The following is a 12,876-nucleotide window of genomic DNA, read 5'->3' on the forward strand; positions in this document are numbered from 1 at the left end:
GGGTCAGAGGGTGGGCGGGACGCCGACCAAGCGGCTCGAGAGGGTCCAGAGGTCGCGGCCCAGCTGCCGGTCGCGGGCCTGGGCGGCGAGGGCGCCTCCGGGCGTGAGGCCATCGAAGTAGGTGCCACTCGCGGCGCCGACGTCCGGCTCCGAGATCAGGGTGATCAGCGGAACGGCGCCGGCCTCGGCCGAGATGCCGAACGAGCCCGACGACATGCTCGTCGCGAGCTTCATCAGGCGCGAGTCGCCCCCGAAGCCGGTCGAGACGACCCCCGGGTGGAAGGAGTACGCGTCCACCGCGGTCGGGAGCAGTCGCTCCGCGAGCTCGCGGATGAACAGGATCGTCGCGAGCTTCGACGTGCCGTAGGCGCGCCAACCGCCGAGCCATGGGCCCCTCCTGCGGTCGAGGTCGTCGAGCCTCAGGTGCCCGAACCGGTTCGCGAGACTCGCCGTCGACACGACGCGCGCGCCCGGACGCTCGCGGCCGGTCTCGATGAGGCGGGGGAGCAGGAGCCGCGTCAGCAGGAACGGCGCGAGGTGGTTGCTCTGGATCGTGCGCTCGTAGCCGTCTGCGGTCTCGCCGCGCTGCGACACGAGGCCGCCCGCGTTGTTGGCGAGCACGTCGATGCCGTCGTACCGGGACAGCAGTGCGTCGGCGAGCGAGCGCACGTCGTCGAGCCGGTCGAAGTCGGCGAGGAACGGCTCACCCCCGACGGCGGACGCGACCGCACGGGTGCGCTCCGCGTTCCGCCCGACGACGGCGACCGCGGCGCCCGCCGAGGCGAGCTCGGCCGCCGCGACCTTGCCGATGCCGGAGCTCGCTCCGGTGAGCACGACGACGCGCCCCTTCATGTCAGCGACCACGGAGGTATCCGCCCTTCTCGAGACCGGCTTCGATCTCGAATCGATTGCGCAGCGGATCGCGGCCCGCCACGAAGTAGGCGAACGGGAACCACATCCCGAATCGCTTCCACTGCTGCTTGTGCACGGCCTCGTGCTCGAGGACGCGGTCCGACGCGTTGTCGTCGGTGTAGTAGCTCGTGCCCACGCAGGATCCGCCTCGGCCGAACGACCACGAGGGCATCCCCGTGAAGACGACGAGTCCGTTCCGGCGCTCGACGCGCCCCGTGCTCCAGAGCGCACCCCAGGCGAGCCCCACCGCGCAGGCGAAGAGGTAGCCGGGTCGCGTGATCGCCGGGTCGAGGGCGACCCTGGCGACGGCGCGGCGCAGCGGGACCGACTGCAGGAGGCTCACGCGCTGTCGCGCCCGTAGGTCTCGAGCAGCCGGAGCCAGACCTCGCTGATCGTCGGGTACGACGGCACCGCGTGCCAGAGCCGCGAGAGCGGCACCTCGCCGACGACCGCGATCGTGGCCGAGTGGACGAGCTCGCCGACCTCCTTGCCGACGAACGTCACCCCGAGCACCACCGAGCGCTCCTCGTCGACGACCATCCGAGCGGTGCCCGTGTAGCCGACGGCGGTGAGGGAGGCGCCCGCGACCGAGCCGATCTCGTAGTCGACGACGCGGGTGCGGTAGCCGGCCTTCTCGGCGGCGGCCGCGGTGAGGCCGACGGAGGCGACCTCGGGGTCGGTGAAGACGACCTGAGGCACGGCCTCGTGGTCGGCGGTCGCCACGTGGGCACCCCAGGGGGAGTCGTGCACGGTCGCGCCGGTGCTGCGGGCGACGATCACGTCGCCAGCGGCGCGCGCCTGGTACTTGCCCTGGTGCGTGAGAAGGGCCCGGTGGTTGACGTCGCCGACTCCGTAGAGCCAGGGAGCGCCCGAACCGACGGGCCGGCCATCGGCGCCGAGCACGAGCATCGTGTCGTCGACGTCGAGCGAGGACCCGGGCTCCAGTCCCACCGTCTCGAGCCCGATGTCGCGGGTGTGCGGGGCGCGACCGGTGGCCGCCAGGATCTCGTCGGCCTCGAGACTCTCTCCGCCCTCGAGCGTGACCGCGACGGTGCCGTCGGCGCGGCGCTCGACGGAGGCGGGGGAGGCGCCGATCCGCAGATCGACGCCGAGCGCGCGGAGGGAGTCGCCGACGAGCTCACCGGCGAACGGCTCGAACGGGGCGAGCAGTCCGCTGCGGGCGAGCAGGGTCACGGAGGAGCCGAGGCCGGCGTAGGCCGTGGCCATCTCGCAGGCGACGACGCCTCCTCCGACGACGATGAGGCGAGCGGGCACCGACTCGGCGCTGGTGGCCTCCCGGCTCGTCCACGGAGCCGCGTCGCGCAGGCCCGGGACGTCGGGGACGACGGCGGTGGTGCCGGTCGCGACAGCGACCGCTGCACGCGCGTGCAGGACCCGGACGGATCCGTCGGGCGCGGTCACGCTGACCTCGCGCTCGCCGCTCAGTCGGCCGTGCCCGCGGACGAGCTCGATGCCCGCCCCGTCGAGCCACTGGACCTGCCCGTGGTCGTCCCAGTTGCTCGTGACGGAGTCGCGGTGCGCCAGCAGGGCCGCCACGTCGACGCCGCCGGTCACGGCCTGCGCCGCCCCCGGGAGGTCGCGAGCGGCCCGGAGCGCCATCGGCGCGCGCAGCAGCGCCTTCGAGGGCATGCAGGCCCAGTAGGAGCACTCGCCGCCGACGAGCTCGCTCTCGACGACCGCGGCGGTCAGTCCGCCCTGGACGGCCCGGTCGGCGATGTTCTCGCCGACGGGACCGGCTCCGATGACGATCAGGTCGAACTCGTCCGCGGAGGCGGTGCTGGTGTTCTCGGTGCTCATGGTCTCTCCCGCTTCGTCGCGGGCGCGTCGAGCGCCCCGCTGGGTGTCTGCCGCTCGCGCATCAGTGCGCGGGGACGATCTCGGCCCGCCAGCCGTCGTAGCGCCCGCCCTCGCGCTCGACCGCGTCGACGACCTGGCGGAGGAACGCGCTGGTCGCCTCCTCGTCGACGGCCGCGTGGTGGCTGGCCACCAGCACGTGGCGGAGCCGGAGCCTCGAGATCGCGATCTCGTAGCCGGAGGCGACGAGGGTGCGCGCAGCCCGGCGCGCTCTGCCGCGGCCGAGGAAGACGGCGAAGTGGTCGACCTCGCGCAGCTCCCAGACCTGGTCGCCGTAGCGGAGGCGGATCTCGAGCTGCTGCGCCGCGCGCTCGCGCTGGGCGTCGTAGACGGAGCGGTTCTCGGGTGCGCGGATCACGGTCTCGTCGCTCATCGGCCGGTGAACTCCGCGGTCTCGCGGGCGAGGAACGCCTCCATGCCGATCCGGGCGTCGTCGGACGACGCGAGGCGCGCGAGCTCGGCGGGCAGGGCGGCCGACGCCGCCGTGTCACCGGAGGAGACGGCGAGACGGGCGTTCGCCAGTGCCGCCTGCACCGCGAGCGGCGCCTGGGCGGCGATCCGGGCGGCGAGGGCGTGCGCGGCCTCCGCGACGGTGCCGTCGGGCACGACCTCCTGCACGAGCCCGATGCGGTGCGCCTCGACAGCATCGAAGGTGTCGCCCGTGAGGATCCAGCGCATCGCATCGCCCCAGCCCGCCGCGCGCGGGAAGCGCAGGGAGGCGCCGCCGAACGGCAGGATGCCGCGGGACACCTCGATCTGGCCGAAGCGGGTCGACTCCGCAGCGACGACCACGTCGCTCGCGAGCGCCAGCTCGATGCCGAGCGTGAGACAGATGCCGTGGACGCCGATCACGACGGGCTTCGAGACCGGTCGGGTCCGCAGCCCCCACGGATCGAGACCGCCCTCGAGCACGAAGTCGAGGCCCCCCGCACCGATGCGCGGGCCGATGTCGGCGAGGTCGAGCCCGGCGGTGAAGTGCTCGCCCGAGGCCAGCACGACGCCCACGCGGAGCTCCGGGTCGCGGTCCAGGTCGCCGTAGGCGGCGGCGAGAGCGCTCAGCATCGCGATGTCGGCGGCATTGCGCTTCCCGGGGCGGTCGAGCACGATCTCGAGGACGTGGCCGCGGCGCTCGGTGCGCACACGAGGCTCAGTCGCAGTCATCGTTCCTCCGCTCGGGTCGCGTTCGTCCATCCTGCCGTGCGCCACCGACACGCGGGCGGCGACGGCCGGGGATTGACGGGGGTCGCTCAGGCCCCGCGAGTCAGCGCGCCGACGATCCGGAGGATCGTGGACAGGTCGTCGACCGCCGCGGCGGGGGAGGCGGGTGCGAACGAGGTGACGGCGGCACCCGCGAGCGGGAAGCGCGCTCGCAGCGCTTCCAGTGAGGCGATCAGACGTGCGGCGGGCACCCCGAACGGCACCGGATCGAAGAGCCCCGCGATGTCGGCGGGGTCGAGCACGTCGAGGTCGATGTGCACGTACACGGAGCCCGCGCCGGTGGCCTCGACGGCCGCCACGAGCGACTCCGGATCGAGCTCGTCGACCGGGAGATGCCGAGCGCCGCTCTCGAGCAGGCCCTCGAGCTCGCCCGGATCGCTCGAGCGGATGCCGGCGAGCACGACGCGCTCGGCGGGCACGCGCTCGTCGGCGGCGGCGCTGAGCAGTCCGACGCCGTGCCCGAGGGCTGCCGACAGCACCATGCCCGAGAAGGCGCCGCTCGGCGAGGACGCGGGGGTGTTCGCATCGGGATGCGCATCGAACCAGACCAGGGCGACGGGCTGTGCGCTCGTGCGGACCGCGTGACCTACCGCCGCGAAGGAGACGCCGCAGTCGCCTCCGATGGTGACGACGGGGCCGGTGCGGCCGAGGAGCGCCTCGCGCATCCGCTCGGCGGTCGTGGCGACGGAGGCGTAGCGGCGGATGCCGGTGTCCTGGGCGTCACCCGCCTCGGCGGGCACATCGACGACGATCGTGGCGGAGGAGGGCAGATCGCCGCGGATCGCCTCGGCTCCGTCGACGAGACGCATGGCCCGCGTCGACGCGGACCCCTGCCACTGCGGGACAACGAGGAAGGACGCCATGGGACTCACTATGGCACGCACGATCCGCGCGCCGCGGTGAGCGGCAGCCCCCGTCCGGCCGTCGCCGCTCAGCCGACGGCGTCCAGGTCGACGAGCGTCTCGTCGAGAGCCGAGCGACCCCGGTCGACGGCCTCGCGCGCCTGCTCGAGCGCCGTCGCGGGGTCGGTGGCGGCGAGTCGCGCCAGGCTGTCGAGGCGGTCGACCGTCTCCTCCGCGAGGATGCGCGGCGCCGCGGTGACGCGGTCGCCGTGGATCCGGCCGAGGAGTGCTGCGGCGTCGGCGCCGAGTCGGGCGGCGGTCCGGGAGGCCTCGAAGAGCAGGAGCTGGCGCTCGGCCTGCGCGCGGGGCTCGCGGTAGCCGGTGACGACGGTGTCGAGCACGGCGTCGGCCTCGAGGAGCAGCGTGAGCGCCGCCGCAGGATCGTGCAGCGCGGCTGCCGCTCTGGCCTCGTCGGCGTCGAGCAGGAGCGCGCTGGCGGCCGCGCCCGCCGTCGCGACATCGGCGGCCGAGGCGAGCTGGGCCGACGTCCGGACGGTCGAGAGGGTCGCCGCGCGGTCGAGGTCGTCCCTGACCGAGCGCTCGAGCCGGCTGAGCTGGCCCTCGGCACGCGCGAGCAGGGCCGTCAGCCCCTCGACGGCGTCGAGCAGATCGGCCGGCCCACCCCTGGCCACCGCGTCCACCGCCTCGCGCAGAGGGCGCACCGTTCGCTCGGAGGAGGTGCCGGCGAGGACGGAGACGTCGGCTCGGAGGCGCTGCAGCCGCTCCGGGAGGGACGGGGGCGGCGAGGTCATCCCGCGATCGTACGGGCCGCGTGTTACAGACCGTGTCGCCTCGAGTCGACGGTGCCGGGCGAGCGCCGCAGGATGGGACGCATGCCCAGGACACTCGCCATCGTGGAGGTCGCCCGTGTGCGACCCGGTCGCGACGAGTACCACGCCTATGTGCAGATCCTGAACGGCCGTCTGCTCGCCGTCGCCCGCGACCTCGGCTGGGAGGCGGAGCGCTTCGCCGCGGAGGACCTCGGCACCGCGGAGCTCCTGGCGCGGACGGCCGGCGCGGACGCGATCGTGCTGGCGGGCGGCGAGGACATCGCCCCCGAGCACTACGGTGCCACGCGCGGTTACCCGGGAGAGGGGCCGCACGCCGAGCGCGCCGATGCCGCTCAGATCGCACTGGTGCACCGCGCGTTCGCCCGGCGCACTCCGCTGCTCGGCATCTGCCGCGGACTCCAGGTCGTCAACGTCGCCCTCGGCGGCACCCTCGTCCCCGATCTCGGGCCGGACGCCCCGCACGTGAACGCGGCCGCGCCGGCGCACGAGCGGATGCACCGCCACGACGTCGCGCTCGCGCCGGCCACCGTCCTCGGCGACCTCTTCGGGGCCGATCTGATCGCCGTCCAGAGCGCACACCACCAGGCCGTCGATGTGCTCGCCCCCGGTCTGCGGGTGGCCGCCGTGGCGGACGACGGTGTCGTCGAGGCGATCGAGCACCGCTCCGCGCCGATCCTGGGAGTGCAGTGGCACCCGGAGGATCCCGCCGCGCCGGGCGGTCAGCTCGCCACGCTCCTCGACGGGCTCGCCGAGGCGACGGTGCACGGAGCGTTCGCGCCCGCCGCCCTCGCGGCCTGAGCGCCGCGGCCCGGACCGGGTCAGCCGCCCAGGCGCGCCATCCACTCCTCGATGGCGTCGGCCGAGCGGGGGATGCCGGCCGAGAGGTTCTCGGCGCCGTCGGCCGTCACGAGCACGTCGTCCTCGATCCGGACGCCGATCCCGCGCAGCTCCTCGGGCACGGTGAGGTCGTCGGGCTGGAAGTAGAGGCCGGGCTCGATCGTGAAGACCATGCCCTCCTCGATCACGCCGTCGATGTACATCTCGCGGCGCGCCTTCGCGCAGTCGTGCACGTCGAGCCCGAGGTGGTGGCTGGTGCCGTGCACCATGTAGCGGCGGTGCTGCTGGTTGTCGGTCTCCAGAGCCTCCTCGGCGCTGACGGGCAGCAGACCCCACTCCGCGGTGCGGCGCGCGATGACCGCCATCGCGGCGGCGTGCACCTCGCGGAACCGGATGCCGGGCCGGACGATCGCGAACGCGGCATCGGCCGCCTCCCGCACCGTCTCGTGCACCCGGCGCTGCGCCTCGCTGTAGTGGCCGTCGACAGGGAAGGTGCGGGTGATGTCGGCGGTGTAGTAGCTCTCCTGCTCGACTCCCGCGTCGAGCAGCACCAGGTCGCCGGGCCGCACGGGTCCGTCGTTGCGAGTCCAGTGCAGGATGCACGCGTGCGTTCCGGCGGCGGCGATCGTGTCGTAGCCGACCGCGTTGCCGTCGGCCCGCGCCCGGCCGTTGAAGACGCCCTCGATCAGGCGCTCGCCGCGCTCGTGGGCGGTGATGCGGGGCAGATCGGAGAGGACGTCCTCGAAACCCCGCGCGGTCGCGGCGACGGCGGCGCGGAGCTCGGCGATCTCGTACTCGTCCTTGACCAGGCGCAGCTCGGAGAGGTCGCGCTCGAGGGCGCCGTCGCGGTCGTGGGCCGGCACGCGGGCGGCGACCAGCGGGTCGGCCTCGCGCAGCAGCGCGACGGGCACGCCACCGGCGTCGAGCACGGCGTCCAGGTCGTCGATGCCGCGGGCCTCGAGACCGAGATCGCTCGACACCTGCGCCAGCGAGGGCCGGGGTCCGATCCAGAACTCGCCGATCTCGGGGTTGGCGTAGAACTCGTCGGAGTCGCGGCCGGCCCGCTCGCGGAAGTACAGCGTCGCAGTGTGGCCGGACTCGCCCGGCTCGAGCACGAGCACGGCGCCCGGCTCGGAGTCGGCGCCCCAGCCGGTGAGCCAGGTGAAGGCCGAGTGCGCGCGGAACGGGTAGTCGGTGTCGTTCGCGCGCTGCTTCAGACGCCCCGCGGGGACGATGACGCGGACGCCGGTGTGCAGCGCCGAGAGGCGGGCGCGGCGCTGGGCTGCGAACGCGGCCTGCTCGCGCGGCTCGGGCAGGGTCTCGGCGCGCTCGGCCCAGCCGGAGGCGATGAAATCGCGGAAGCGGTCGGAAGCGGGGGTCGTCGACCGGTTCGCCGTCGCGCGCGGCGTCGGTGCGGCGGCGGGGTCGGGGGTGAAGCTGGCGGCGGTCTGGCGGTCCGTATCGGTCATGACGACCATTGTCCTCCTCCGCGATTCGTCCCGATCGCTAGGACGAGTCCTTGACCATCCCGCGCACCGAGAGCTGGGCGAGGACCGGACGGTGGTCGCTCCCGTCGTCGTCGTGGTCCTCGAGGACGACGTAGCCGGACACGTCCCAGCGGCCCGAGAAGAGGACATGGTCGATCGACGCACCGAGCTCCGCCGGGAGCGACGTGGGCCAGGTCCCGAGGGCCGCCGCGTTCGCGAGGGCACCGGAGTCGGAGCAGGCACCCAGATCGGCCGTGCCGGGGATCCCGCTCCAGTGATCGAGCGTCGAGTTGAGGTCACCGAGCACCACGACGTCGTCCTCGGTGCTGCACAGCGCGGCGAGGCGGTTGAGGTCGCTGCTCCAGTCGTCCATCACCCCGGGGATCGGCGGGACCGCGTGCACGGCCGCGATGACGGGCCGGTCGGGGGTGTCGGGGCGCGCGACGAGGGAGGGGTACGTCCCGGTGGGGACGGTCTCGGCGTCGACGGCGTAGGTGCCGAGGGAGGAGCCGAGCAGGAGCGCCGTCCCCGCGATGCCCGCATCGCCGACGGCGTAGTGCAGAGTCATCGGCAGACCCGCTGCACCGAGCGCGTCGGCGACCCCCTGCGCCGTCTCCTGCGACACCTCGACAAGGGCGAGGGCGTCGACGGCGTTCTCGGTCGCCACCGAGGCGATCGTCTCGACCGGGACCGTGTCGAGCACGTTCCAGCTGAGCACGCGGAGATCGGCGAGCCGGTGGGCGCGCGGAGGTGCGGCGTCGAAGCCGCGGACGGCCTGGAGGCCGGCGAGCACGAGTGCGAAGGCCAGCCCGAGGGCGCCGAGAGCGAGCGCGAGTCGGCGGATCGGGCGGACGAGAACCGCGATGACGACGAGGACGACCGCGACTCCGACCGCCGCGAGGGCGGTGGCCAGCCGGAACGACACGAGCTGGGCGAAGGGCGCCTCACGGACGATCCCGAAGAAACCGGGGGCCGCCGCCACGATCAGCACGATCGCCACCACGGCCGCCACCGCGAACTTCACCAGTCTCGTCCCCATCCCGGCTCAGGTTAGGGCATCCAGGCCCCGGGAGCCTGCCGGCGCGCGTCTACGATGGCTGGCATGCATGACGCCGGAGGCCGATTCGACCTCCACACCCACTCCCTCGTCTCCGACGGCACGGAGCCGCCCGAGGTGCTGGTGCGAGCGGCCGCGGCGGCCGGTCTCGCCGGTGTGGCGCTGACGGACCACGACTCGACGGCCGGCTGGCCGGCGGCGATCGCTGCGGCGGAGGACGCCGGGATCGAGCTCGTCCCGGGCATGGAGCTGTCGTCGCGGGCGGGCTGGGCCAGCGTCCACGTGCTCGCCTACCTCGTCGATCCGGAGGATCCCGGCCTCCTCGCCGAGACCACCCGCATCCGCTCGGAGCGGGTGCATCGCGCCGAGGCGATCGTGACCGCGATCGGCGCCGACTACGACCTGACCTGGGACGACGTCCTCGCACAGACGAGCCCCGGAGCGACGATCGGGCGCCCGCACATCGCGGACGCGCTCGTCGCCCGGGGGCTCGCGACCGATCGCTCCGCCGCCTTCGCAGGGATCCTCGACTGGCGCGGCGGCTACTTCCAGCCCCACTACGCGCCGGAACCGCTGGAGGCCGTCCGCCTGGTGCGCGCCGCAGGCGGAGTCCCCGTGATCGCGCACCCGGCCGCGAGCTCCCGCGGGATCGCCGTCGAGCGGATGCTGCCCGAGCTCGTCGACGCCGGGCTGTTCGGGCTCGAGGTCGAGCACCGCGAGAACACGGCGGACGGCAAGCGGAGGCTCCGCGAGCTCGCCGAGCGCTACTCGCTCGTCACCACGGGCTCGAGCGACTACCACGGCACGGGCAAGCCGAACCGGCTCGGCGAGAACACGACTGATCGGGCGACGGTCGACGCGATCCGCGCCTCCGCAGGCCGCTGATCCGCCCCGCGATGTCTCGCGGGGCGGGTCGACGGGTCACGCCTGGGTGTCGGGGCGCGGAGCGCGGTTGCGCGAGCGGGTGCGGCGGCGCGGCGCGCTGTTGCCGTCGTGGTGCTCCTTGCTCTCGCTCGAGGGCGCCGGGCCGGTCTGCGGCGCGGCGACGTCGGCGCTGCGGCGACGAGGCTCGCGCTGACGGCTCGAGCGCTCGGGGCGCGCATCGGCCTTCGCCTCGGCGGGGATCGGGGTCGGCTTGAGGCGGCCCTTCGTCCCGACGGGGATGTCGAGGTCGGTGTAGAGGTGCGGCGACGACGAGTAGGTCTCGACCGGGTCGGGCTGGCCGAACTCGAGAGCGCGGTTGATGAGGGCCCACTTGTGCAGGTCCTCCCAGTCGACGAAGGTCACGGCGATGCCGGTCTTGCCGGCGCGGCCGGTGCGGCCGACGCGGTGCAGATAGGTCTGGTCGTCGTCGGGGATCGTGTGGTTGATGACGTGGGTGACGTCGTTCACGTCGATGCCGCGCGCCGCCACGTCCGTCGCGATGAGGATGTCCTTCTTGCCGGCCTTGAACGCGGCCATCGCCCGCTCGCGCTGCTCCTGGTTGAGGTCGCCGTGCACGGCAGCGGCGTTGAAGCCCCGGTCGTTCAGCTCCTCGACGATGCGGGCGGCCGCGCGCTTGGTGCGGGTGAAGATCACGGTCTTGCCGCGACCCTCCGACTGCAGGATGCGCGCGATGACCTCGTCCTTGTCGAGCGAGTGCGCCCGGTAGACGATGTGCTTGATGTTGGCCTGCGTGATGCCCTCGTCGGGGTCGGTCGCGCGGATGTGGATGGGCCGGTTCATGAAGCGCCGCGCGAGCGCGACGATCGCGCCGGGCATCGTCGCCGAGAAGAGCATGGTGTGCCGGGTGGCGGGGGTCTGGGCGAAGAGCTTCTCGATGTCCGAGAGGAAGCCGAGGTCGAGCATCTTGTCGGCCTCGTCGAGCACCATCACCTGCACGTTCGCGAGTGAGAGCAGGCGCTGGCCGGCGAGGTCGAGGAGGCGACCCGGCGTGCCGACGACGATCTGGGCCCCGGCCTTCAGCTGCTCGATCTGGCCCTCGTAGGCCTTGCCGCCGTAGATCGAGACGATCTTGGTCGGCCGGTTCGACGCGGCCAGCTCGATGTCCTCCGTCACCTGGACGGCGAGCTCGCGCGTCGGCACGACGATGAGCGCCTTGACGCCGGGCTCGGGGTCGGTGCCGAGCGCCTGGATGAGGGGGAGCCCGAAGCCGAAGGTCTTGCCGGTGCCGGTCTTGGCCTGGCCGATGATGTCCTGCTTCTGCAGGGCCAGGGGGATCGTCTGCTCCTGGATGGGGAACGGCTCGAGGATGCCCTTCGAGGCGAGGGCGGCGACGATGTCGTCGTCGATGTTCAGATCGGAGAATGTCACGGAGGTGAGCGCCTTACGTCTTGTACGGTCCACGCCCTGTACGACTCCGGGCGCTTAGGCCACCGATCCAGCGCCGGTGACGTCCCGGCGAGTCTACCGGCACCCGCCTCCGGGGGCCCGGAGGACGCCTCCGACGCGCTCTACACTGATCGGATGGCACCCTGGTTCCGACGTCGACGTCCCGCCGGAGACCTCCCGCGCCTCACCCCCCGCGGCGAGTCCTCGACCAAGCGCGACCGCGTGGATCTCGCCGATCTGACCCCCGAGGTGCTGCCCTACCTCGGTCAGGTGGCCTACCTCCAGTTGGCGATCTTCGAGGCGCTGGCCCGTGCGGTCGCCTCGACGGACGACCTCGCCGACAAGGAGGCGATCTCGGCGGCCGCCGGCACCGCGCTCGCCAAGCACCACGCCGTCGTCGCGGAGCTGCGCCGCCGCGAGGTCGAGCCCGGGGAGGCGATGGCGCCGTTCCGGCCCGCGATCGACACCTTCGAGCACCTCACGCGCGGTGCCGATCTGCACGAGACGCTGTTGTCGGCGTACATCACCGCGGGACTGCTCGACGACTTCTTCATCCGCCTCACCGGCGGCCTGCCCAACGACGTCGGGCCCCGCATCGCGCAGACCCTCGGAGCCGACACCGGCGTCGAGGGGCTCATCACGATCCTCCGCCGCGAGATCGCCGCCGACGACCGGCTCGGGTCGCGCCTGGCCGTCTGGGGGCGCCGCCTGGTCGGCGACACGCTGCTGGTCGCGCGCTCGGCGCTGATGGGCTCGGGCAACCAGGTGTCGGACGAGTCGCGCATCGAGCCGGTGTTCACCGAGCTGATCGCCTCGCACACCCGGCGGATGGACGCACTCGGCCTGACGGCCTGACGGCGGGGGCCCGTCGATCGGGGCCTCCGCCGTCGACATCGTGGCGTCGGGCTAGGGAGCGATCCGGCCCGCCAGCATCGCCTCGAGCGAGGCGTCGTCGCGGCGCGCGCGAGCGCTGCCGAGGCGCAGGTCGACGAGGAGCACGGCGACCGCCGCGACGACCAGGGTGATCACCCAGATCAGCCCGCCGTCCCATGCCAGCCCGGCCCAGGTCAGCGCGACCCACACGGCCGCCGCGACGATCCCGCCGATCGCGGGGACCAGAGCGGAGCCGTGCAGGTGACGGTGCGGGAGCGCATACCGCGCGGCGAGCCCGAGGAGCACGCCGCCGAGGGTGATGAAGAGGAGTTCCATGGCTCGCCCCGGCGCGAGGGGCTAGGCGACGAAGCCGACGCGGCGGGACTCCTCGGAGCCGACCTCGACGAAGGCGATGGTCTCGGTCGGGATGATGTAGATCTTCCCCTTCTCGTCGCGCAGGCGGAGGACCTTGGTGCCGGCCTCGAGGGCGGTGGTCACCGTCTTCTCGACCTCGGTCACGGACATCGAGGACTCGAAGTTGAGCTCGCGCGGGGTGTTGACGATTCCGATACGGATTTCCACCAGCAGTGCCT

The 12,876-nt window shown here is 73.4% G+C and carries 15 protein-coding genes; 3 read left to right on the forward strand and 12 right to left on the reverse strand.

Annotated features, from left to right (window positions below):
* Positions 1–3: 3 nt before the first annotated feature.
* From ASG06_RS11295 to ASG06_RS11325, 7 genes are all read right to left on the reverse strand, one after another.
* Positions 4–864 carry an SDR family NAD(P)-dependent oxidoreductase gene (locus ASG06_RS11295; protein WP_231727682.1) on the reverse strand — a complete coding sequence of 287 codons (861 nt, stop codon included), beginning with the start codon at positions 862–864 and terminating at the stop codon, positions 4–6.
* The gene (locus ASG06_RS11300; protein WP_231727714.1) at positions 854–1,246 is read right to left on the reverse strand and encodes a Fe-S oxidoreductase; all 393 of its coding nucleotides are present in this window, start codon (positions 1,244–1,246) and stop codon (positions 854–856) included. Before ASG06_RS11300 ends, ASG06_RS11295 begins: the two co-directional genes overlap by 11 nt.
* Positions 1,247–1,251: 5 nt before the next feature.
* Positions 1,252–2,730, reverse strand: coding sequence for a dihydrolipoyl dehydrogenase family protein (locus tag ASG06_RS11305; RefSeq protein ID WP_056042059.1), 1,479 nt, complete (start codon positions 2,728–2,730; stop codon positions 1,252–1,254).
* Positions 2,731–2,791: 61 nt separating this feature from the next.
* The gene (locus ASG06_RS11310) at positions 2,792–3,160 is read right to left on the reverse strand and encodes a ribonuclease E inhibitor RraB (protein WP_056042061.1); all 369 of its coding nucleotides are present in this window, start codon (positions 3,158–3,160) and stop codon (positions 2,792–2,794) included.
* Positions 3,157–3,948: a crotonase/enoyl-CoA hydratase family protein gene (locus tag ASG06_RS11315; RefSeq protein WP_056042063.1), complete on the reverse strand. Its 792-nt coding sequence runs from the start codon at positions 3,946–3,948 to the stop codon at positions 3,157–3,159. The genes ASG06_RS11310 and ASG06_RS11315 overlap by 4 nt, the downstream gene beginning before the upstream one ends.
* A gap of 86 nt (positions 3,949–4,034) precedes the next feature.
* Positions 4,035–4,868: an arginase family protein gene (locus tag ASG06_RS11320; protein WP_056042065.1), complete on the reverse strand. Its 834-nt coding sequence runs from the start codon at positions 4,866–4,868 to the stop codon at positions 4,035–4,037.
* A 68-nt stretch (positions 4,869–4,936) separates the two neighbouring features.
* The gene (locus ASG06_RS11325; RefSeq protein ID WP_056042067.1) at positions 4,937–5,659 is read right to left on the reverse strand and encodes a hypothetical protein; all 723 of its coding nucleotides are present in this window, start codon (positions 5,657–5,659) and stop codon (positions 4,937–4,939) included.
* 81 nt (positions 5,660–5,740) lie between these two features.
* Here ASG06_RS11325 and ASG06_RS11330 point away from each other — a divergent pair, with 81 nt between their 5' ends.
* Positions 5,741–6,496 carry a gamma-glutamyl-gamma-aminobutyrate hydrolase family protein gene (locus ASG06_RS11330; RefSeq protein WP_197409404.1) on the forward strand — a complete coding sequence of 252 codons (756 nt, stop codon included), beginning with the start codon at positions 5,741–5,743 and terminating at the stop codon, positions 6,494–6,496.
* A 20-nt stretch (positions 6,497–6,516) separates the two neighbouring features.
* On the opposite strand, the gene ASG06_RS11335 is transcribed toward ASG06_RS11330, so the two are convergent.
* Together ASG06_RS11335 and ASG06_RS11340 are read right to left on the reverse strand one after the other, a co-directional pair.
* The gene (locus ASG06_RS11335) at positions 6,517–8,013 is read right to left on the reverse strand and encodes an aminopeptidase P family protein (RefSeq protein ID WP_082499144.1); all 1,497 of its coding nucleotides are present in this window, start codon (positions 8,011–8,013) and stop codon (positions 6,517–6,519) included.
* 28 nt (positions 8,014–8,041) lie between these two features.
* A complete protein-coding gene (locus ASG06_RS11340; RefSeq protein WP_082499145.1) occupies positions 8,042–9,061 on the reverse strand; it encodes an endonuclease/exonuclease/phosphatase family protein in 1,020 nt (339 codons plus the stop codon).
* A 54-nt stretch (positions 9,062–9,115) separates the two neighbouring features.
* Here ASG06_RS11340 and ASG06_RS11345 point away from each other — a divergent pair, with 54 nt between their 5' ends.
* Positions 9,116–9,964 carry a PHP domain-containing protein gene (locus ASG06_RS11345; protein ID WP_056042073.1) on the forward strand — a complete coding sequence of 283 codons (849 nt, stop codon included), beginning with the start codon at positions 9,116–9,118 and terminating at the stop codon, positions 9,962–9,964.
* A gap of 36 nt (positions 9,965–10,000) precedes the next feature.
* Here ASG06_RS11345 and ASG06_RS11350 read toward each other — a convergent pair whose 3' ends face one another.
* Entirely contained in the window at positions 10,001–11,392 is a 1,392-nt protein-coding gene (locus tag ASG06_RS11350; RefSeq protein WP_056042075.1) for a DEAD/DEAH box helicase, read from the reverse strand.
* A gap of 153 nt (positions 11,393–11,545) precedes the next feature.
* Between ASG06_RS11350 and ASG06_RS11355 the strand changes: the two genes are divergently transcribed.
* Positions 11,546–12,265 (forward strand): ferritin-like fold-containing protein, encoded by a 720-nt coding sequence (locus ASG06_RS11355; protein WP_056042077.1) that lies wholly within the window; start codon positions 11,546–11,548, stop codon positions 12,263–12,265.
* A gap of 51 nt (positions 12,266–12,316) precedes the next feature.
* Here the strand turns inward: ASG06_RS11355 and ASG06_RS11360 are convergent, their stop codons facing one another.
* Both ASG06_RS11360 and ASG06_RS11365 read right to left on the reverse strand, forming a co-directional pair.
* On the reverse strand, positions 12,317–12,619 hold the full coding sequence (locus ASG06_RS11360) for a hypothetical protein (RefSeq protein WP_056042080.1): 303 nt from the start codon (positions 12,617–12,619) through the stop codon (positions 12,317–12,319).
* A gap of 21 nt (positions 12,620–12,640) precedes the next feature.
* On the reverse strand, positions 12,641–12,865 hold the full coding sequence (locus tag ASG06_RS11365) for a DUF3107 domain-containing protein (protein ID WP_056042082.1): 225 nt from the start codon (positions 12,863–12,865) through the stop codon (positions 12,641–12,643).
* Positions 12,866–12,876: the final 11 nt, after the last annotated feature.

The organism is Rathayibacter sp. Leaf185 (assembly GCF_001423885.1).
In the GTDB taxonomy this organism is placed as follows: domain Bacteria; phylum Actinomycetota; class Actinomycetes; order Actinomycetales; family Microbacteriaceae; genus Rathayibacter.